This window comes from Quadrisphaera sp. DVD1, from assembly GCF_058932755.1.
Genome location: NZ_JBZYWI010000003.1, coordinates 16,880 through 36,573, shown reverse-complemented (window position 1 = coordinate 36,573; position 19,694 = coordinate 16,880). Strand labels below are relative to the sequence as shown.

The 19,694-nt window shown below is 74.4% G+C and carries 25 protein-coding genes; all 25 read left to right on the top strand.

Annotation, left to right across the window (positions count from 1 at the left end; translation table 11 throughout):
• Positions 1-63: 63 nt before the first annotated feature.
• The 25 genes from AC5FZL_RS00800 (at position 64) to fliQ (ending at position 19,689) form a co-directional block, all read left to right on the top strand.
• On the top strand, positions 64-903 hold the full coding sequence (locus tag AC5FZL_RS00800) for a flagellin N-terminal helical domain-containing protein (protein WP_493616656.1): 840 nt from the start codon (positions 64-66) through the stop codon (positions 901-903).
• Positions 904-1,000: 97 nt separating this feature from the next.
• On the top strand, positions 1,001-2,296 hold the full coding sequence (gene fliD / locus AC5FZL_RS00795; protein WP_493616655.1) for a flagellar filament capping protein FliD: 1,296 nt from the start codon (positions 1,001-1,003) through the stop codon (positions 2,294-2,296).
• Between the two features lie 22 nt (positions 2,297-2,318).
• Positions 2,319-2,729: a flagellar export chaperone FliS gene (fliS, locus tag AC5FZL_RS00790; protein ID WP_493616654.1), complete on the top strand. Its 411-nt coding sequence runs from the start codon at positions 2,319-2,321 to the stop codon at positions 2,727-2,729.
• On the top strand, positions 2,726-3,088 hold the full coding sequence (locus AC5FZL_RS00785) for a hypothetical protein (protein WP_493616653.1): 363 nt from the start codon (positions 2,726-2,728) through the stop codon (positions 3,086-3,088). The genes fliS and AC5FZL_RS00785 overlap by 4 nt, the downstream gene beginning before the upstream one ends.
• Before the next feature lie 196 nt (positions 3,089-3,284).
• The gene (gene flgB / locus AC5FZL_RS00780) at positions 3,285-3,626 is read left to right on the top strand and encodes a flagellar basal body rod protein FlgB (protein WP_493616652.1); all 342 of its coding nucleotides are present in this window, start codon (positions 3,285-3,287) and stop codon (positions 3,624-3,626) included.
• A 7-nt stretch (positions 3,627-3,633) separates the two neighbouring features.
• Positions 3,634-4,053 carry a flagellar basal body rod protein FlgC gene (locus AC5FZL_RS00775; RefSeq protein ID WP_493616651.1) on the top strand — a complete coding sequence of 140 codons (420 nt, stop codon included), beginning with the start codon at positions 3,634-3,636 and terminating at the stop codon, positions 4,051-4,053.
• Positions 4,050-4,394: a flagellar hook-basal body complex protein FliE gene (gene fliE, locus AC5FZL_RS00770; RefSeq protein WP_493616650.1), complete on the top strand. Its 345-nt coding sequence runs from the start codon at positions 4,050-4,052 to the stop codon at positions 4,392-4,394. Before AC5FZL_RS00775 ends, fliE begins: the two co-directional genes overlap by 4 nt.
• Positions 4,394-5,986, top strand: a complete 1,593-nt coding sequence (gene fliF, locus AC5FZL_RS00765) for a flagellar basal-body MS-ring/collar protein FliF (protein WP_493616649.1) — start codon at positions 4,394-4,396, stop codon at positions 5,984-5,986. Before fliE ends, fliF begins: the two co-directional genes overlap by 1 nt.
• A 5-nt stretch (positions 5,987-5,991) precedes the next feature.
• Positions 5,992-7,014, top strand: coding sequence for a flagellar motor switch protein FliG (gene fliG / locus AC5FZL_RS00760; RefSeq protein WP_493616648.1), 1,023 nt, complete (start codon positions 5,992-5,994; stop codon positions 7,012-7,014).
• Positions 6,998-7,657, top strand: coding sequence for a FliH/SctL family protein (locus tag AC5FZL_RS00755; protein ID WP_493616647.1), 660 nt, complete (start codon positions 6,998-7,000; stop codon positions 7,655-7,657). Before fliG ends, AC5FZL_RS00755 begins: the two co-directional genes overlap by 17 nt.
• Positions 7,654-9,000 carry a FliI/YscN family ATPase gene (locus AC5FZL_RS00750; protein ID WP_493616646.1) on the top strand — a complete coding sequence of 449 codons (1,347 nt, stop codon included), beginning with the start codon at positions 7,654-7,656 and terminating at the stop codon, positions 8,998-9,000. The genes AC5FZL_RS00755 and AC5FZL_RS00750 overlap by 4 nt, the downstream gene beginning before the upstream one ends.
• The gene (locus AC5FZL_RS00745) at positions 8,997-9,422 is read left to right on the top strand and encodes a flagellar FliJ family protein (protein ID WP_493616645.1); all 426 of its coding nucleotides are present in this window, start codon (positions 8,997-8,999) and stop codon (positions 9,420-9,422) included. The genes AC5FZL_RS00750 and AC5FZL_RS00745 overlap by 4 nt, the downstream gene beginning before the upstream one ends.
• Positions 9,419-10,429: an NlpC/P60 family protein gene (locus AC5FZL_RS00740; protein WP_493616644.1), complete on the top strand. Its 1,011-nt coding sequence runs from the start codon at positions 9,419-9,421 to the stop codon at positions 10,427-10,429. The genes AC5FZL_RS00745 and AC5FZL_RS00740 overlap by 4 nt, the downstream gene beginning before the upstream one ends.
• The gene (locus AC5FZL_RS00735; RefSeq protein WP_493616643.1) at positions 10,426-11,805 is read left to right on the top strand and encodes a flagellar hook-length control protein FliK; all 1,380 of its coding nucleotides are present in this window, start codon (positions 10,426-10,428) and stop codon (positions 11,803-11,805) included. Before AC5FZL_RS00740 ends, AC5FZL_RS00735 begins: the two co-directional genes overlap by 4 nt.
• 54 nt (positions 11,806-11,859) lie before the next feature.
• On the top strand, positions 11,860-12,333 hold the full coding sequence (locus AC5FZL_RS00730; protein ID WP_493616642.1) for a flagellar hook capping FlgD N-terminal domain-containing protein: 474 nt from the start codon (positions 11,860-11,862) through the stop codon (positions 12,331-12,333).
• Positions 12,334-12,390: 57 nt separating this feature from the next.
• Positions 12,391-13,602 carry a flagellar hook protein FlgE gene (locus AC5FZL_RS00725; RefSeq protein WP_493616641.1) on the top strand — a complete coding sequence of 404 codons (1,212 nt, stop codon included), beginning with the start codon at positions 12,391-12,393 and terminating at the stop codon, positions 13,600-13,602.
• Between the two features lie 185 nt (positions 13,603-13,787).
• Positions 13,788-14,096 carry a flagellar FlbD family protein gene (locus AC5FZL_RS00720; RefSeq protein WP_493616640.1) on the top strand — a complete coding sequence of 103 codons (309 nt, stop codon included), beginning with the start codon at positions 13,788-13,790 and terminating at the stop codon, positions 14,094-14,096.
• A complete protein-coding gene (locus AC5FZL_RS00715) occupies positions 14,096-14,857 on the top strand; it encodes a motility protein A (protein WP_493616639.1) in 762 nt (253 codons plus the stop codon). Before AC5FZL_RS00720 ends, AC5FZL_RS00715 begins: the two co-directional genes overlap by 1 nt.
• Positions 14,857-15,774: a flagellar motor protein MotB gene (locus AC5FZL_RS00710; protein WP_493616638.1), complete on the top strand. Its 918-nt coding sequence runs from the start codon at positions 14,857-14,859 to the stop codon at positions 15,772-15,774. The genes AC5FZL_RS00715 and AC5FZL_RS00710 overlap by 1 nt, the downstream gene beginning before the upstream one ends.
• Positions 15,771-16,292 carry a flagellar basal body-associated FliL family protein gene (locus AC5FZL_RS00705; protein ID WP_493616637.1) on the top strand — a complete coding sequence of 174 codons (522 nt, stop codon included), beginning with the start codon at positions 15,771-15,773 and terminating at the stop codon, positions 16,290-16,292. Before AC5FZL_RS00710 ends, AC5FZL_RS00705 begins: the two co-directional genes overlap by 4 nt.
• A 123-nt stretch (positions 16,293-16,415) precedes the next feature.
• A complete protein-coding gene (locus tag AC5FZL_RS00700) occupies positions 16,416-17,357 on the top strand; it encodes a flagellar motor switch protein FliM (protein WP_493616636.1) in 942 nt (313 codons plus the stop codon).
• A complete protein-coding gene (gene fliN / locus AC5FZL_RS00695) occupies positions 17,354-18,082 on the top strand; it encodes a flagellar motor switch protein FliN (protein WP_493616635.1) in 729 nt (242 codons plus the stop codon). Before AC5FZL_RS00700 ends, fliN begins: the two co-directional genes overlap by 4 nt.
• 7 nt (positions 18,083-18,089) lie before the next feature.
• Complete coding sequence (fliO, locus tag AC5FZL_RS00690; protein WP_493616634.1) at positions 18,090-18,536, top strand: flagellar biosynthetic protein FliO; 447 nt, start codon at positions 18,090-18,092, stop codon at positions 18,534-18,536.
• The gene (gene fliP, locus AC5FZL_RS00685) at positions 18,533-19,417 is read left to right on the top strand and encodes a flagellar type III secretion system pore protein FliP (protein ID WP_493616633.1); all 885 of its coding nucleotides are present in this window, start codon (positions 18,533-18,535) and stop codon (positions 19,415-19,417) included. Before fliO ends, fliP begins: the two co-directional genes overlap by 4 nt.
• A complete protein-coding gene (fliQ, locus tag AC5FZL_RS00680) occupies positions 19,414-19,689 on the top strand; it encodes a flagellar biosynthesis protein FliQ (protein ID WP_493616632.1) in 276 nt (91 codons plus the stop codon). Before fliP ends, fliQ begins: the two co-directional genes overlap by 4 nt.
• The last annotated feature ends 5 nt before the right edge of the window (positions 19,690-19,694 follow it).

The following is a 19,694-nucleotide window of genomic DNA, read 5'->3' as shown; positions in this document are numbered from 1 at the left end:
GATGAGACACGTGAGCGGCCACGGAAGGCCGCTCCTCACCACCACGATTCACGGAGGAACACCATGGCTCTGTCGGTCAACACCAACGTCCAGGCTCTGAACGCGTACCGCAACCTGTCGGTCACGCAGAACGACCTGTCGAAGTCCCTGGAGAAGCTGTCCAGCGGCTTCCGCATCAACCGCGCGGCCGACGACGCGGCGGGCCTGGCCATCTCCGAGGGTCTGCGCGCGCAGATCGGCGGCATCAACCAGGCGGTCCGCAACTCCCAGGACGGCATCAGCGTCGTCCAGACCGCTGAGGGCGCGCTCACCGAGACGCACTCGATCCTGCAGCGCATGCGCACGCTGACGGTGCAGGCGGCCAACGACACCAACGACGCCGACTCGCGCGGCGCCATCGACACCGAGCTGGACGCGCTCGCCAGCGAGCTCACCCGGATCTCGGACAAGACGACGTTCAACAACGTCAAGCTCCTGAACGGCTCCTACGAGGGCAAGTCGTTCCAGGTCGGCTACGCCAGCGGCGACACCATCGCCGTGACCATCAACAACGGCACCACGGGCAAGGGCTTCAGCGCCACTGACCTGACGGTCAACAGCCTCAACGTCACCAGCGCCACGTTCGCGGCTGCGTCGCTCACCACCATCGACGCCGCGATCAAGGCCGTCTCCACCGCTCGCGCCGGCCTGGGCGCTGTCCAGAACCGCCTCGAGCACACCATCAACAACCTGAACGTCACCTCCGAGAACCTGACCGCGTCGGAGAGCCGCATCCGCGACACCGACATGGCCAGCGAGATGGTGAAGTTCACCCGCTCGCAGATCCTGTCCCAGGCGGGCACCTCCATGCTCGCCCAGGCCAAGAGCCTGCCGCAGTCCGTCCTGTCGCTCCTGCAGGGCTGACACACCCGGTACAGCGCACGGCGCAGGGCCCTGAGGGGTCCTGCGCCGTGCGCCGACCATCGCCTCCGGGCGACCGACTTCGTGAGAGGGCTCCACCATGGCAGGCGTCAGCGGACTGAGCGGCTTCGACAGCTCGAGCATGATCGAGCAGCTGATGGGCGTCGAGGCCAACCCCCAGACCCTGCTCAAGCAGAAGCTCACCAAGCAGAACACCGTGGTCTCGGCCCTGCAGGGGCTCAACACCCGCGTGGCCTCGCTGCAGAAGGCCGCCGAGGCCCTCGCGAAGCCCGAGGCCTGGACCAAGGCCGCCGCCACGTCCAGCTCCACCTCCGTCGCGGTCTCCTCGACGACCGGCTCCGGCTCGGGCTCCCTCACCTTCGACGTGGTCAAGACCGCGACCAAGGCCGGCTACACCTCGCCCGTCATCAAGAACGGCACGGTCACCGGCGACCAGACCTTCACCCTCACCCGCTCCGCCGCCGGCTCGACCCCGGTCAGCATCACCGCGAAGAACGGTGACGCCGCGACCCTCGCCGCCGCCATCAACGCCGCGGACGCCGGCGTCCTGGCCACCACGGTCCGCACCGGGGAGGGGGAGTACCGCCTCCTGCTGACCGCCAAGGACAGCGGCGCCGCTGGCGACTTCACCACCTCCGGAGCCTTCCCGACGATGACGCGGCAGAGCGCCGGGCAGGACGCCGAGATCAAGGTCGGGTCCGGCACCGACGCCTTCACGGTGACCTCGCCGTCCAACACCTTCACCAGCCTCATGGCCGGCGTCTCCGTCACGGTCAGCAAGGCCGAAACCGGCGTCACCGTCACCTCGGCGCCCGACACGGCGGCCGTGGCCACCCAGGTGGCCGGCGTCATCGGCTCCCTCGGCGTCGTGCTGAGCGAGCTCACCGACCAGACCAAGGCGTCGAAGGACGGCGCCGGCGCGCTGGCCGGCAACACGCTGCTGCGCGGGCTGCAGCAGCAGCTCGCGGAGGCTGTCTGGACCACTGCGCCCGGCGCGACGATGAAGAGCGTGGGCATCGAGCTCGGCCGCGACGGCACCGTCACCTTCGACAAGACTGCCTTCGCCGAGTACACCGCCAAGGAGCCGGTCAAGGCCCAGCAGCTGGTCACCGCCTTCAGCCAGGCCCTGGCCAAGACGGCGAAGGCCGCCAGCGACAGCTCCGACGGCACCATCACCAGCGCGGTCAAGACCAACCAGGACACCGCCCGCGACCTCACCGACCGCATCGCGGACTGGGACGTCCGGCTCGACCTGCGGCGCTCCGCGCTGGAGCGGCAGTACGCCGCCCTCGACGTGACGCTGCAGCGGTCGAACTCGACCGCGAGCTGGCTGACCAGCGCCCTGGCCAGCCTCAACCCGTCCACCACGTCCTGACCGCCGTCCGCCAGGAGCCCCCATGTCGACCCTCGCCGCGCAGCGCGCCCGCTTCGCCAGCACCGCCGTCACGACGGCTCCGCCCCAGGCCCTGCTGGTCATGCTCTACGACCGGCTCGCCCTGGACCTCGAGCGGGCCGAGAACGCCCAGCGGTCGGGTGACCGCACCGTGGCGAACCGCCAGCTGCAGCACGCGCAGGACATCGTCATCCAGCTCTCGGCCTCCCTCGACGCGGACGCGTGGGAGGGCGGGCCCGGCCTCAAGAGCCTCTACGGCTGGGTGCTGACCGAGCTCGTCCAGGCCAACGTCACCTCCGACGCCGCCCGGACCGCCGCCTGCCGGGCCGTCGTGGAGCCCCTGCGCGACGCGTGGCGCGAGGCCAGCGCCGGCGTCAGCAGCGGCTCCGCCGCCGCGCTCGGCGCCCAGGCATGACCACCTCCGCCCTGCCGCACGCCGACGCCGCGGCGCCGGCGTGGGACACCAGCTGGCACGCAGCCCTCGACGCGTGCGAGCTCGACGTGGCCGAGACCGAGGCGCTCCTCGCGCGCCTGCACGCGGACGCCGAGTGGCTGCCGCCGGTGCCCGCGCCGTGGCGCGAGCCCCAGGGCCTCGGCCCCCTGCCCGGCGACCTGGTCGTCCGCGCCAGGGCGCTGCTCGCCCGCCAGCAGGCCGCCGCGGTCGCCCTGAGCGCGGCGATGACCGGCAACCGCCGCCAGCGGCGGGCGACGGCGCACCTGCGCGAGCAGGAGCGCCGCGACGCGCTCCCGGTCTACGTCGACACCGCCGTCTGAGAGCACGCACCTCCTCCTGCAGCACCCCGCGCCGCCGCGCTCCTGCCCCGTTCGGGCGCAGGGGCGCGGCGGCGCTTCAGGTTCCGGCGGCACCTGCCGAAGGACTCCGTGAGCGACGGATCGCTCGCCGCACCACAGGCCACGGACCAGGCCGCCCCGCACCGAGACGCTCGGTTCTCTCGTGGAGGCCACACCCGTGTTCGACTCCGTCAGCGCCACCGCTCTGCGCAGCGCCCTCGACGGCCTCGCCGCTCGCCAGCGCGCGACCGCCGACAACGTCGCCAACATCAACACCCCCCACTACCTCGCCGCCCGGGTCGACTTCGAGGACGCCCTGCGCTCCGCGGTCGAGGGCGGCACCGGCGCCGCGACCGCGACGACGTCGCGGTCGGTGGCCCCCACCCGCGAGGACGGCAACAACGTCAACCTCGACTCCGAGACGCTGAGCAACGTCGACACGACCCTGCGCTACCAGCTGGTGACGCAGGCGCTCGACGGCAAGTACTCGGCCATCACCACCGCGCTGCGGACGAGCTGAGGCCGCCATGACCATCTTCGGAGCGATCGGGGCCGCGGGCAGCGGCATGACCGTGGCGCGCAAGTGGATCGACGCGGTCAGCGACAACCTCGCCAACATGAACACCGCCACGCGCACGGACCAGGCCGCCTTCCAGCAGCGGTACGTCATCGCGGAGGCCAAGGAGTACGGCGCCGACTACGACACCAGCAGCGGCGGCGTCGACATCGGCGGCATCGCCTTCGGCAGCGCCGAGGGCCGCCTGGTCCACGAGCCCGACAACCCGCTCGCCGACGAGGAGGGCTACGTGCGCTACCCCGACATCGACCTGGCCAGCCAGATGGGCCAGCTGATCATCGCCCAGCGCGCCTACCAGGCCAACGCTGCGGTCGTCGACCGCGCCAAGACCTCCTACGAGGCCGGCCTGTCGATCGGGAGGGGCGCATGAGCCCGGTCCTGCCGATCGGCGCCGTGGGCGCCTTCGCCGAGGGCCTGTCCGTGGCGCCGGTCGCCGGCGTGTCCGGCCCCGGCGCGGCCGCAGGCGCCTCGGCGGTCACCGGCACCGACGGGTCCGGCTTCGCCGCGACCCTCGCCTCGAGCCTCGAGCAGGTGCAGTCCCTGCAGTCCGAGTCCGCGCGGCTGGCCGTCCAGGCGGCGACGGGTGACCTCACCGACGTCCACGACTACACGATCGCCGCGACCGAGGCGAAGGTCGCCACCGAGGTCACGGTCGCCGTCCGCAACAAGGCCCTCGAGGCCTTCAACGAGATCATGAGGATCCAGGTCTGATGCAGCGCCGACTCCTCACCAGGCTCCAGGGCCTCGGTGCGACCCTGACCGCCTTCAGCCCCGCCCAGAAGGTGCTCGCCGCTCTCGGCGTGGCCCTGCTGGTGCTCGGCGGCGTGGCCTTCGCGCGGTGGGCCAGCGCCCCCAGCTACTCGCCGCTGTTCAGCAACCTCGCCGGCGCCGACGCGAGCGCCATCGTCGACGAGCTGGACGCCGCGGGCGTGCCCTACGAGCTCGCCGACGGCGGCCAGACCGTGATGGTCCCCCGGGAGGCCGTCTACGCCCAGCGCCTGAAGATGTCCGCCGCGGGGCTGCCCTCGGAGACGGGCACCGGCTACGCGCTGCTCGACGAGCAGGGCGTCACGTCCTCGCAGTTCCAGCAGCAGATCACCTACCAGCGCGCGCTGGAGGGGGAGCTGGCCAGCACGGTGGGCTCGATCGAGGGCGTCGAGACCGCGGTGGTGCACCTCGCCATCCCGGAGAAGGACGTCTTCCTCGACGAGACCGCCGACCCGACCGCCTCGGTGCTGGTCGAGACGCGTCAGGGCCGCGAGCTGACGGTGGACCAGGTCCAGTCGATCATCCACCTCGTCGCCTCCAGCGTCGACGGCATGGCGCCCGAGCAGGTCACGGTGGTGGGCGCCGACGGCGCGCTGCTGTCCGCGGCCGGCGAGGGCGCGGCCGGCGCCGGCGGCGTGCGCGAGCAGCAGACCACCGAGTACGAGCAGCGCACCCAGTCCTCCGTCCAGGCGATGCTCGACCGCGTCCTCGGCGTCGGCCACGCGGTGGCCACGGTCACCGCCGAGCTGAACTACGACGAGACCCAGCGCACCAGCGAGACGTTCTCCGCCGAGGAGGGCGTGCCGCCCCTGTCCGAGAGCACCACCACCGAGAACTACTCCGGCGCCCGCGCCGGTGTCGGCGGCGCCCTGGGCGACAACGGGGTGCTGGGCATGGACCAGACCGAGGTCGACGACGGCACCGGCACCGGCGACGGCGCCTACTCCAAGGAGTCCGCGACCCGCAACAACGCCGTGAACAAGGTGACCGAGCAGACCACCGCCGCCCCCGGCGCGGTCCGCCGCCAGTCCATCGCGGTCGTCGTCGACACCGACGCCGCCGCCGGTGCGGGGGTCGCCCAGATCACCGAGATGGTCACCGCCGCCGCCGGCGCGGACACCGCCCGCGGCGACGTCGTCTCGGTGACCCAGGCCGCCTTCGACACCAGCGCCGCCGACGCGGCGCAGGAGGCACTGGCCGCTGCCAAGGCCGCCGAGGCCGCCGCCGCGACCCGCCAGATGATCATCTACGCCGGGGTGGGGCTGCTCCTGCTCCTGCTGCTCGCGGTCGCCCTCCTGATGGCCCGCCGGGCCGCCAAGAAGCGCCGCCGCGAGGTGATCGACCTCGGCCAGCTCGACGTCCTCTACGACGAGCAGGGCCCGGTGGCCCTGGACGCCCCGCGCACCGCGGAGCTGCCCGCCCCCACCGGTCCGGACGCCGCCACCCTCCGCCGCGAGGCCGTCGGAGACCTCGTCGACCAGCAGCCGGCCGAGGTGGCCGACCTGCTGCGCGGCTGGCTCGCAGAGAAGAAGTGATCGCGATGCCCACCCTCACCGCCGCAGCGATGACCGGCCCGCAGAAGGCCGCCGTGATGCTCGTCCAGATGGGCAAGGAGCGCTCCGCCAAGGTGCTCGCCAAGATGGACGAGCTGGAGATCGAAGAGCTCATGGCCGAGGTGGTCAAGCTCGGCGACGTCCAGCCCGACACGGCCGACGAGGTGCTGCTGGAGTTCTACGGCACCCTGACCGGCTCGGGGCCCTTCTCCGCCAGCGGCGGCGCCGGGTACGCCCGCGCGCTGCTGGAGTCCTCCCTGGGGCGCGAGCGCGCCGCCGACCTCATGGACCGGGTCACCTCGGCCCAGGTCGGGCAGCCGTTCGACTTCCTCGCCGAGGCCGACGCGCGGCAGATCGTCTCCTTCGTCAACGGGGAGCACCCCCAGACCGTGGCGCTGGTCCTGGCGCACCTGCGCGCCGACCAGGCCTCCGGCGCCCTCGCCGGCCTGCCCGCGGAGCTGCAGGCCGAGGTGGCCCACCGGATCGCCACGATGGAGCGCACCAGCCCGGACGTGGTCGCCGTGGTCGCCGAGACCATCCAGCGCAAGGCCTCCACGGTGCTGACGCCGGCCTCCGTGTCGGTCGTGGGCGGCGTCCAGCCCCTCGTGGAGATCATCAACCGCGCCGACCCGGGCACCGAGAAGCACCTGCTCGAGGAGCTGGCCAAGCGCGACCCGGAGCTGGCCGAGCTCGTCCGCAGCCAGATGTTCGTCTTCGACGACATCATCTCGCTGGAGGACCGCGCCATGCAGCTGGTGCTGCGCGAGGTCGAGGCCGCCACGCTGGCGGTCGCCCTCAAGGGCGTGCGCGACGAGGTGCGGGACAAGATCCTGCGCAACGTCTCCGAGCGCGCCCGCGAGAACCTCCTCGAGGAGGTCGAGATGCTCGGCCAGGTGCGCCTGTCGCAGGCCGAGGAGGGCCGGGCGGTCGTCGTCCAGGCCATCCGCAAGCTCGAGGAGGCCGGGCAGATCACCATCCGACGGGAGTCCGACGATGAGTACGTCGCCTGACGCGGTGCTGCCGGCCACCCGGTTCGCCCCCTCGCCCCTGTCCGCGCCCGCCGGCCCGGACGCCCGGGCGGCGGTGGCGGCCGGCCGGGCGAGCGGCTACGCGGCCGGGTGGGCCCAGGGCAGCGCGGCCGCCGCGCTGCGCGAGGCCGAGCTGAGGGCCCAGCTGGTGGCCGAGGCCGAGGCGGCGCAGGCCCGGCTCACCGCCCGGGTCCAGGTCGCCCTGGACGCGCTGGAGGCCGCCGCCGACCAGATGCGCCGGCGCACCGCGCCCGCGGTGCAGGAGGCCTGCGACCTGATCGCCGCGACCGCGGTCGAGCTGGCCGAGGTCGTCGTCGGCCGCGAGGTCGCCGACGACGCCGAGCGGGGGCGCACCGCCCTGCACCGGGCGCTGGCCGCGGCGCCCGAGCACGACGAGGTCGTCGTTCGCCTCAACCCCGCCGACCTCGAGATCCTCAAGCGAACGGGTGAACCTGCCGAAGAACTCCTCGCTGCCGGCGCTCGCCGCGGCGTGGAGCTCCTGCCCGATCCGGCGCTGGCCGCCGGTGACGCGCTGGCCGACTTCCCTGGAGGACAGGTGGACGCCCGCATCGGAACGGCGCTCGAGCGCATGAGGTCGAGCCTGCGCACGGCGGCTCGCGCGTGAGCGACGCCCTCACCGCCGTGCTGGGGCGCGCCGCTGCTGCGGCCGCCCCGCAGGTCACCGGCACCGTCCGCTCGGTGGTCGGGCTCTCGATCGAGGTCGCGGGGCTCTCCCCGGCCGTCGGCGAGCTCGTGCGCGTGCTCGGCGACGACGGCGCGGCCTCCGTGGACGCCGAGGTCGTGGCCTCCAGCCGCGACAGCGTGCAGTGCATGCCGCTCGGCCACCCCGCCGGGCTGCGCGCCGGGCAGCGGGTCCTCGCGCTGGGCCGGTCCCTGCGCGCCCCCGTGGGCCGCGGCCTCCTCGGCCGCGTGCTCGACGGCCTCGGCCGCCCGATGGACGGCCGCGGGCCCCTGGACACCACCCGCTGGGAGGCCGTGGACGCCGCCCCGCCGAACGCCCTGACCCGCCAGCGCGTCGCCTCCCCGCTGCCGCTGGGCGTGCGCGCGCTGGACACCATGGTCCCGGCCGGGCGCGGCCAGCGCTTCGGCCTCTTCGCCGGCTCCGGCGTCGGCAAGTCGACCCTGCTCTCGATGATCGCCCGCGGCACCACCGCCGACGTCTCGGTGATCGCGCTGATCGGCGAGCGCGGCCGCGAGGTGCGCGAGTTCCTCGAGGACGACCTCGGCCCCGAGGGGCTGGCCCGCAGCGTCGTCGTCGTGGCGACGTCCGACGAGCCGCCGCTGGTGCGCCTGCGCGCGGCGATGGTGGCCACCTCCATCGCCGAGCACTTCCGCGACGCGGGCCTGGACGCCGTCCTCATGATGGACTCCCTGACGCGCTTCGCGATGGCCCAGCGCGAGATCGGCCTGTCGGTGGGGGAGCCGCCCGCGACGCGCGGCTACCCGCCCTCGACCTTCGCCCTGCTCCCGCGCCTGCTGGAGCGGGCCGGCACCGGCCCCACCGGCTCGATCACCGGCATCTACACGGTGCTCGTGGACGGCGACGACCACAACGAGCCCATCGCGGACGCCGCCCGCTCGATCCTCGACGGGCACGTCGTGCTCGACCGCCGCCTGGCCACCGCCGGGCACTTCCCCAGCATCGACGTCCTCGGCTCGGTCTCGCGCGTGGCCAGCCGCGTCACCACCCGCGCCCAGCGCGACGACGCCACGCACGTGCGCCGGCTGCTCGCCGCGCGCCGCGACGCGCAGGACCTCGTCGACGTCGGCGCCTACGCGGCCGGGTCCAACCCGGTGGTCGACGCCGCCCTCGCGGCCGGTCCGGCGATCGACGCGTTCCTGCGCCAGGACGTCGAGGACGTCGTGGGCGCGGACGCCGCCTGGGCCCAGCTGCGGGCCGTGGTCGCCGCGAACCCGGTCCGCGCCCTCGCGGGGGCCGGCGCATGAGCGGCTTCCGCCTCGCCGCGCTGCTGCGCGTGCGCAAGCTGCAGGAGGACGCCGCCGCCGGGCGCGCCGGGGCCGCCGCCGCGCACGCCCGCACCGCCGAGGCCGTCGTCGAGCGCCGGCGCACCGCGCTGGCCTCCGCCGCCCTGCCGGAGGACGGCGACGAGCGCATCTGGCGGGCCACGGTCGCCGGCCGCGCCGCGCTGTCGTCCATGCTCACCAGCAGCCGCGCCCTGGCCGGCGAGCGCGCCCGCGACGCCGAGCAGGCCCAGGTGGAGTGGGCCGGTGCCCGGCGCCAGGTGCGCCCGCTGGAGCGGCTGCTCGAGCGCCACCGCGAGGTCGTCGCCGCCGAGGAGCTGCGCGCCGAGCAGGTCCTGCTCGACGAGCACGCCAGCCGCTCCACGACCCCGGAGGTGCGCTCGTGAGCGCCCCGGTCGCCGCGCTGGCCGACGTCCAGTCGCGCATCAGCGCCGTCCAGGCCCGCATCGCTTCGCTGTCGGGGGTCCGGCCCCCGGTGGCCGCGGCGGCTCCGGCCGCGGCGGCCGGCACGAGCTCGCCGGCCGGCTCGGCGTCCTTCGACGACCTGCTCGCCCAGGCGACCGGCGGGGCCCCCGCCGGCCCCACCGGGGCGGACGTCGTGGAGGACGCGAAGAAGTACCTCGGCGTGCCCTACGTCTGGGGCGGCACCGACCCGAAGACCGGCCTGGACTGCTCGGGCCTGGTGCAGCGGGTGATGGCCGACCTCGGCATCGACGTCCCGCGCACCGCGGCCCAGCAGGCCACCGTCGGCACCGAGGTGCCGTCGCTCGACCAGGCCCGGCCCGGTGACCTGGTGGTCCTCAAGGGCGGTGCGCACATCGGCATCTACGTCGGCGACGGCAAGATGCTGCACGCCCCCAAGACCGGCGACGTGGTGAAGATCGCGGACGTCTACGAGACCCCGATGACGATCCGGCGCCTCGTCGGCACCGGAGCGACCAGCGCGGCCACCGGCCCGGACGCCGGCGCGTACGCCCGGCCCGCCGCGCTGCGGGGCGCGACCTCGAGCACCTCGTCGGGCCACGACGCGCTCTTCTCCGCCGCCACGGCGAAGTACGGCCTCCCGCAGGGCCTGCTCGCCGCGGTGGCCCAGACCGAGTCCGGCGGGAGGGCCGACGCGGTCAGCCCCGCCGGCGCCCGCGGCCTCATGCAGATCATGCCCGGCACCGCGGCGGAGCTGGGCGTGGACCCGATGGTCCCGGCCCAGGCCGTGGACGGCGCCGCCCGGCTGCTCGCGGACCACCTGGAGTCCTTCGGCTCCGTGGACCTCGCCCTGGCCGCCTACAACGCCGGCCCCGGTGCCGTGCGCCGGTACGACGGCGTCCCGCCCTACGGCGAGACCCAGAACTACGTCCGCAAGGTCACCGACCTGATGAGCAGGAGCGCAGCATGACGACCCTGGTCCAGACCCCCGCACCGGCCGCGACGGCCCTCGCCGGGCCCCGCCCGGCCCGCAGCACCGGCCGCGACGGCGGCGGGAGCGACTTCGCCGCCCTGCTCGGCCAGTTCGAGCCCCGACGTGCCCCCTCGGCGTCGGTGTCAGAACGAGGACGCGCTGAGGAGGGTCCTGGTTCTGACGCTCGTCCCTCCGACCGCGCTGCCGACCGCGCTGCCGACCGCGCTGCCGACGGCGCTCGCGAGGCGCGGACGACGTCGGGCAGCGGCTCCGGTGCGGTGGACGCCGAGGCGTCGCAGCTCGGTGACCAGGCAGACCCTGAGTCCGCTCCCGCAGGCACCGAGGGTGTCGACGCAGCAGCGGCGCTCGCCGCGGCCGTCCTCGCGGTGGCGCTCGACCCGGGTGCCCCCGCTGCGCCGGCCACCCCGGTGGCCGGGGCGCCGGTCGCCGAGCCGGCTGCACCGACCGCTGCGCCCGTCCCCGCGGCGATCCCCGCCGCCGGAGGAGCCGGCGAGGTGTCCGCCCTCGCGGCCGCCGCTGCCCCCGCGGCTGTGCCCGCTGCGGTCCCCGCGCCCCCCACCGCCGCGGCTGCCGCGACCTCCGCCGCTGCCCCGAGCCAGCTCGCCGACGGCGCTCCGGTCGCGCCGACCACGGCCGCCACCGCCACGCCGCCCGCCGCCGCTGCCAGCGCCCCGGCGCCGAGCGGCCAGGACGCAGGCACCTCCGGCGGGGGCGACCAGCCCCGTCAGGACGCCAGCGCGACCCCGCAGCAGGCGGCACCCGCACCCGCCGGCCCCGCGGCGGTCGCAGCCCCGGCCCAGGGGCCGGTCACCGCTCCGGGCGCGGCCCAGAGCCAGGGCGGCGTCGACCTGACCGGCCTGACGCCGGTGAGCGCACCCGCGCCCACCACCCCGGCCACCCCCGTGGCGGCGACCGCCCCGGCGACCCCGGCCGCGGCAGCCGCCCCGACCCTGCCGACCCAGCTGGTGCCCCGCCTCGCGCAGGTGCCCTCGCTCGGCCCCGGCGTCCACCGGCTGACCCTCGACGTGCAGCCCGAGGCGATCGGCTCGGTCCGCGTGATCGCCGAGATCCGCGCGGACGGCGTCCGGATCGAGCTGCTCGGCGGCACCGACGCGGCGCGCGACGCGCTGCGCCTGGCGCTGCCGGACCTGCGCCGCGACCTGGCCGCGACCGGCCTGTCCGCCTCGCTGGACCTCGGCTCGGGCACCTCCGCCGGCGGCCAGGGCCGCGGGGAGCAGACCTCCGGCGCTCCGCGCGGCACGGGGACCGGCGGGCAGCCGCAGGCGGCTCCCGTCCCGGCTCGCACCCCGCTGCTGGGAGCCGGTGGAGCGGGGCTGGATGTCCTCGCCTGAGGAGATCTCCGCCCGATCGCTCAACCGGAGCAGCGTTTCGACCGAGGGAGAAGCATGACCGCCATCACCACGGGCACCTCCGCCCAGACCGGGACCGCCGTCGTGGCCAGCGGCATGCACGGCGCCAAGGCCGTCGCCGAGGACAGGACGACGCTCGGCAAGGACGCGTTCCTCACCCTCCTGGTCACGCAGCTGCGCTACCAGGACCCGTCCTCGCCGATGGACTCGAGCCAGATGATGGCCCAGACCGCCCAGATGAGCACGGTCGAGCAGCTCACCGAGATGACCACGACCACGCGCGAGTCCTTCGCGCTCCAGATGCGCCTGTCCGCCTCGTCGCTGATCGGGCGCGAGGTCACCTGGACCGAGGGCACGGGGGAGGCGGCGGTCACCAGGACCGGCACCGTCGACGCCGCCTCGTTCGCCGGGTCCGTGCCCACCGTCCGGGTCGGCGACGCCGAGATCGCGCTCGACGCGGTCTCGGCGGTCCGCCCCGTCACCGGTGCGCCCGCCCCCGAGACCGCCTGACCGACCCCGCACCTCCCGCCCACCCCGCCAGCTCCCCCCACTGCTCCAGGAGGACCCGTGCTCCGCTCCCTCTACGCCGGCATCAGCGGCCTGCGCTCGCACCAGACGATGATGGACGTCACCGGCAACAACATCGCCAACGTCAACACGACGGGCTTCAAGGCCTCGGCGACGCAGTTCCAGGACACCCTCAGCCAGCTGGTGCAGGCCGCCGGCGCCCCGCAGAACGGCCAGGGCGGCACCAACCCGGCCCAGGTGGGCCTCGGCGTCCGCGTGGCCGGCATCGCGACCAGCTTCACCCAGGGCGCGGCGCAGCTGACCGGCAAGAGCACCGACCTGATGATCTCCGGCGACGGCTTCTTCGTGGTCGAGTCCGGCGGCGAGCAGATGTACTCGCGCGCCGGCGCCTTCAACTTCGACGCCACCGGCAAGCTCGTCACCCCCGACGGCGGCGTGCTCCAGGGCTGGGCCGCCACGAACGGCACCGTGGACACCAACGGCGCCATCGGCGACATCCAGCTGCCCGTGGGCACCCTCATGCAGCCGCGGGCCACGACCGGGGTGACCTACAAGGGCAACCTGGCCTCGGACACGGCCAACGGGGTCGCCCTGGCCGACGTGAGGATCCCCGTCTACAACGGCCTGGGCACCGAGTCCGAGGTCTCGGTGACCCTGACCCGCGTCATCGACGCGGGCGACGCCGCCGCCACCCCGCCCCGGGCCGCCTTCAACGGCTGGCGCGCCTCCGGCGGCGGCAGCGGCGACATCGTCTTCAACGCGGACGGCACGCTGAACGGCGCGGCGACGACCTTCGACATCGGTGGGCTGACGCCGGACATCACGGGCCTCACCGGCTACGCGGGCGGCGGGGAGAGCACGATCAAGGCGACCGAGCAGGACGGCTACGAGGCCGGCACCCTGACCTCGTTCACCCTCGGCCCGGACGGCACCCTCACCGGCACGTTCAGCAACGGCCTCAAGCAGTCGATCGGCCGGGTCGCGATGGCGACCTTCGCCAACCCGACCGGCCTGGAGAAGTCGGGCAGCTCGCTGTACCGCACCACGGCCAACTCGGGGAACCCCGAGGTCGGCACCGCCGGCACCGGCGGGCGCGGCACCCTCACCGGTGGCGCGCTGGAGATGTCCAACGTGGACCTCTCCCAGGAGTTCACGAACCTCATCGTCGCCCAGCGCGGCTTCCAGTCGAACTCGCGCGTCATCACCACCTCCGACGAGCTGCTCCAGGAGCTGGTGAACCTCAAGCGCTGACGCGTCCGCGCACGACGAGCACCCCGCACCCGCCCCTCCCGGGGCCGGGGGCGGGGTGCTCGTCCGTTCGGGTGCGCTCGGGCCCGGCCTCCCGCTCCACCCTCACGAGCGCGCGACCAGCGCCGATGGACCCCCTGAGAGGGACCACGGACGGTTCCCCGCCCCACCACCCAAGGACGGCTCCTGTGATCGTCGTGACGCGCCTGAACGGCCCCCCGTTCGCGGTCAACCCTGACCTGCTCGAGCGGGTGGAGTCGACGCCGGACACCATCCTCACCCTCATCGACGGCACGAAGTACGTCGTCACCGAACCGGTCGAGGAGGTCGTCCGCCGCGTCCGCGAGTACCGCGCGACGATCATCGCGACCGCGCACGCCCTGGAGCGCAGCAACGACGCGGACGACGAGGACGCCGCCGCCACGAGCTGCCACCACGACGGACGCCCGCACCTGTCCGCCGTCGCGAACCCCTCGACCCCGGCCGGAGGCTCCTGATGGATCCCGCGACCCTGATCGGGCTCGCCCTCGCGTTCGGCGCCATCCTCGGCGCGATCATCCTCGAGGGCTCCAGCCCCATGTCGGTGGTCCTGCCGGCCCCGATGCTGCTCGTCATCGTCGGGACCATCGGCGCCGCGATCGCCGGCGTCCGGATGGCCGACCTGGGCCTCATCATCAAGGCCACGATCAAGGCGCTGACCGGCAAGGCCGTCGACCCGCACGCCACGATCGACGTCGTCGTCTCCCTGGCCGAGAAGGCCCGGCGCGAGGGCCTGCTGGCCCTGGAGGACGCCGCCAAGGAGGTCGACGACGAGTTCCTGCGCAACGGCCTGCAGGCCGCCATCGACGGGGCCGACCCCGAGGACCTGCGCGAGATGCTCCTGGACAAGGTGGAGGCCAAGCGCGGCAGCGACAAGGTCGGCGCGCAGTTCTACGCCAACATGGGCGGCTTCGCGCCCACCGTCGGCATCATCGGCACCGTCGTCAGCCTCGTGCACGTGCTGGAGAACCTCTCCGAGCCGGCCGAGCTCGGCCACATGATCGCCGCCGCCCTGGTGGCGACCTTCTGGGGCCTGCTGAGCGCCAACATCATCTACCTGCCGATGAGCAACCGGCTCAAGCGCCTCTCGGAGACCGAGTGCGCCCAGATGGGCCTCGTCGTCGAGGGCCTCATGGCCGTGCAGGCCGGCGCCAACCCCCGGATGGTCGGCCAGCGCCTGCGCGCGCTGGTGCCCGAGCCCGCGAAGGCCGCCGCCTGATGTCCGGCCACGGCAAGGGCCACGGCGGGAAGCGCGCCCGCGGAGGCGGCCACGAGGAGGAGCACGAGAACCACGAGCGCTGGGCGGTCAGCTACGCCGACATGATGACGGTGCTCATGGCGCTGTTCCTCGTGCTCTACGCCATGAGCTCGGTGGACTCGGCGAAGTACGACCAGCTCCGCGAGAGCCTCGCGGCCGGCTTCGGCAACCACGTGCTGGACTCCGGCGGCTCGATCCTCGCCGACGCCGGCAGCACGCCGAACCCGGTCGAGGTGGTCACCTCCTCCGACGGCGACACCTCGGCCCCGGTCGACCCCGGCGCGCTCCCGCAGGACGTCGCGGGCGACGCGGCGACGTCGAACGCGGGCCCGGACGCCGAGACGGCCGCCCGCCAGGAGGCCGCCCGGCTCGAGGCGATCCGCGACGAGATCGCCGCGGCGCTGGTGTCCCAGGGCCTGGCCGACCGCGTGGACATGACCATCACCAAGCGCGGCCTCAAGGTGACCCTGGTGGCCGACGAGGTCTTCTTCGAGAGCGCCAGCGCCACGATCCGCCCGGTCGGGCAGTCCGTGGTCGACACCGTCGCCCCCGTGCTGTCGGTGCTGACCGAGGACGTCGCGGTGGAGGGCCACGCCAACCACCTCGCGCTGAACCCGCGCGCGGCCTACCCGACGAACTGGGAGCTCTCGGCCGCACGGGCCACGGCCGTCCTGCGCCGCCTCGTCGCCGGCGGCGTCGCCGGTGAGCGGCTGGCCGCCGTCGGCCTCGGCGACACCCACCCCCTGTACCCCGCGTCCGACCCGCGCGCCATCGACGGCAACCGCCGGGTCGACGTCGTCGTCCTGTCCGACCAGCCCGCCGACGTGCGGGAGCTCGTGCCCGGCTTCGCCGGCACCACCCCAGGAGAAGCCGAATGAGTGAGCAGAGGGTCATGTCCGGCGGCGGCGCCGCCCGGTCCGGCGGCGCCGGTGGCAAGGAGACCAAGGACAAGGACGCCAAGGGCGGCGGCGGCGACGCCTCCGAGAAGAAGGGCGGCAAGAAGAAGCTGCTGATCATCGTCGCGGCGGTGCTCGTCGTCGCCGCAGCGGCCTGGTTCTTCCTGCTCAAGCCCGCGCCGGCCGAGGCCGACGCCGAGCCCGAGCTCGTCGCGGGGGAGGTGCTGCCTCTGGAGGCGATCAGCATCAACCTCGCCGACGGCCACTACCTCAAGCTGGGCCTGGCGCTGCAGCTGGTCGAGGGCGCCGGCGCCCACACCCCGATCGACGGCAGCAAGGCGATGGACGCCGCGATCGCGCTCTTCAGCGGCCGGGACATGGCCGAGGTGGGCGACGCGGCGCACCGCGAGGAGCTCAAGGCCGAGCTCAAGCACACCCTCGAGGAGGCGTACCACCACGAGGTGATGGACGTGTACTACACGCAGTACGTCATGCAGTAGCAGCGCCCACCACCGCCGAGACGGGAGGGTGGCGCCGGGAGGACCCGGCGCCACCCCCCCCGCCCCCCTGCACCGTCACCCTGATGGCTCAACCTTTCGGCGCCACGTGCCGATGGGCCTCCTGTGAGCGTGCAGACCCCCTCCCCGCCGACGTCGCGCAAGCGCCGCCGCGGGATCGTCACCCCGTACGACTTCCGCCGGCCCACCACGCTGGCCCGTGAGCACACCCGTGCCCTGGAGGTCGCCTTCGAGACCTTCTCCCGGCAGTGGTCCACCGCGCTGCTGACCCGGCTGCGCACCCCCGCCCAGGTCACCCTGACCGCGGTCACCGCGCAGACCTACGACGAGTACGTCCGCGCCCTGCCGCTCCACTCGGTGCTCGTCACCTTCAGCCCCGACGAGGAGTCCACCGCCGGGGTGGTGCAGCTCGACATGACCACGGCCCTGGACTGCATCGACTTCATGCTGGGCGGGCGCGGCGGGGGTGACCACCCCGAGCGCGAGCTCACCGAGATCGAGGGCCGGCTGCTCCGCGAGCTCGTCACCAAGGCCCTCGCCGACCTCGGCTACGCCCTGACCGACCTCATGCCGTTCGCCCCGACCGTGCGGGGGGTGGACTACAACCCCCAGTTCCTCCAGGCCGCCGGCGCCGCCGACGTGGTCGTCGTGGCCACGCTGGGGATCGCGCTGGGCGAGGACGCCGAGCCGGTCGAGGGCACGATCATGCTGCCGACGGACCGGATGGTCAGCCGCCTGCGCGAGGCCGCCGGCGACCGCGCCCGCTCCGAGGACCAGCTGCGCGCCCAGCGCAAGGCCGGCGAGGTGCTCTCCCGCGCCGTCCCCGAGGTGCCCATCGAGGTCTCCGCCCGCTTCTCCCCGCGCAGCGCCCTGCCGGAGGAGGTCCTGTCCCTGTCCGTCGGGGACGTGCTGCGCCTGACCCACCCCACCACCCGTCCACTCGACGTCGTCACGGCTGACGTCGTCCTCGCCCGCGCCGTCGCCGGCACGAGCGGAAGCCGGCTGGCCTGCCTCGTGGTCAGCCCCGAGGAGGAGAGCACCCGATGAGCGAGACCCAGACCACCCCGAACGCCCTGACCGAGCTGGTCCTGACCGCCGCCGCGGCCGCCGCCGCGGTCCTGCCCGCCCCGCTGCCCCTGGTGCCCGGCGCGGCCGACGGCTCCCAGGTGCCCGACCCGGGCGCCACCGCCGTCCAGGCCTCCTTCACCGGCGCCGTCTCCGGCGAGGTCGTCGTCATCGTCGACCCCACCGTGGTCGAGGCGCTGGCGAGCGCCGAGGGGGGTCCCCTCCCGGTCGAGGACGCCGTCCGCCCCGCGCTGGAGGCCGTCGTCGCCACGCTCGGCATCGCCGTCCTGGCCCCGGCCCGGGCGACGACCGCGGCCGAGGTCCTGGGCCTGCCGGGCCTCGAGCTGGTGCCGCTCGTCGGGGGCGGCGTCGTCTCCGGCTGGGTGGGCCTGCGCCTGCACGGCACGACCGCCGAGGGCCCGCTGGCGGTGCCGGCCCAGCGCGGCCCTCGCTCCGCGGCTGCGAACCTCAGCCTGCTCCGCGACGTGGAGATGACCATCACCGTCGAGCTCGGCCGCGCCCGCCTGTCGGTGCGCGAGCTGCTCGCCCTGGTGCCCGGCTCGGTCGTCGAGCTCGACCGCGCCGCCGGCGCCCCGGCCGACCTCATGGTCAACGGCCGCCTCCTGGCCCGCGGCGAGGTCGTCGTCGTCGACGAGGACTACGGCATCCGCATCACCGAGATCGTCGAGCCCGGCGGAGAGGGCTGAACCGACCGTGGACCCCCTCTCGCTGCTCCTGCGCGTCGCGCTGTCCCTGGCGTGCGTGCTGGGACTCATCTGGCTGCTGGCCCGCGGCGGCCGCCGCCGCTCCGGCGGCCGGGTCGCGGCGGCCGGCCGCTTCACCGTGGTCGGCCGCCAGTCCCTGGGCCGCCACGCCGGCGTCGCCGTCGTGCGGGTCGGCGAGCGGGCCCTCGTCCTCGGCGTCACCGAGCAGTCGGTGCAGCTGCTGGCCGAGACCGACCTGGCCTCGGTGCTGGGCGAGCCCGAGGCGGTCGAGCACCGCACCGCGGTGCAGCTGCCGGTCGGGGCCTCCGTGGAGGCCCTGCCCGCCGCCGCAGCGGCCGCACCGTCCCCGCGCTCCGCGCTGGACGGCTCGGCGCTGTCGCCCCAGACCTGGAGCCGCGCCCTCGAGGCGCTGCGCGAGAGGACCACGCGAGGATGAGCACTGCGACCTCCCCGCACCGCCGCCCCCGCGCGCTGGTGCGGGCGACCACCGCTGCCCTCCTGGGGCTGGGCGTGCTCCTCGGCGCCGCGGTAGCCACCGCTCCGGCGGCCGCCGCCGCGCCGGTGCCCGTGGCCGCGACGGTGTCCGTGGTCACCGGCGTCCAGGCCGCTCCGGTCGCCCCCACGCCGCCCACCGACCCGTCGGTGCAGGCCCTGCCGGGCGTGAACGTCGACGTCAACGGCGTGGACGGCAAGCCCAGCTCGACCGTGACCCTCATCCTGGGGATCACCGTCCTGGCCGTCGCGCCGGCCGTCCTGCTGATGATGACCGCGTTCACCAAGATCATCGTGGTGCTGAGCATCACCCGCAACGCCCTGGGGCTCGCCAGCGCACCGCCCAACCAGGTGCTCGCCGGCCTGGCGCTGTTCCTGACCCTGTTCATCATGGGCCCGGTCATCTCCGAGGTGAACGAGACCGCCGTCCAGCCGTTCCTCGACGGGTCCATCACCCAGGGCCAGGCCTTCGAGACCGGCGCCGAGCCGGTGCGCGAGTTCATGCTCGGCCAGACCCGCCCGGAGGACCTGGCGCTGATCAGCCGCGCCGCGGACCAGCCCAACCCGGCGACCCGCGCCGACACGCCGCTGCTGACCCTCGTGCCGGCCTTCGTCCTCTCCGAGCTGCGCGCCGCCTTCATCATCGGCTTCGTCGTCTTCGTGCCGTTCCTCGTCATCGACATCGTCGTCTCGGGGTCGCTGATGGCGATGGGCATGATGATGCTGCCGCCGGTCACCGTCGCGCTGCCCTTCAAGCTGCTGCTCTTCGTGCTCGTCGACGGCTGGGGCCTCATCGTCACGGCCCTGGTGGGGAGCTACTCGTGAACGACGCCACGGTCCTCGACATCGCCCTGCAGGCGATGGTCGTCGCGGCCAAGCTCTGCGCCCCGGTCCTCCTGACCGCCCTGGTGCTCGGCTTCGCGATCTCGCTCTTCCAGTCCGTCACCCAGATCCAGGAGCCGACGCTGAGCTTCGTCCCCAAGGCGATCGGCGTGGGCGTGGCGCTGCTGGTCACCGGCAACTGGATGCTCCACGAGCTCATGTCCTTCACCACCGGTCTCTACGACCGCATCCCCGCCCTGCTCTCGGCCGGCTGAGCGCC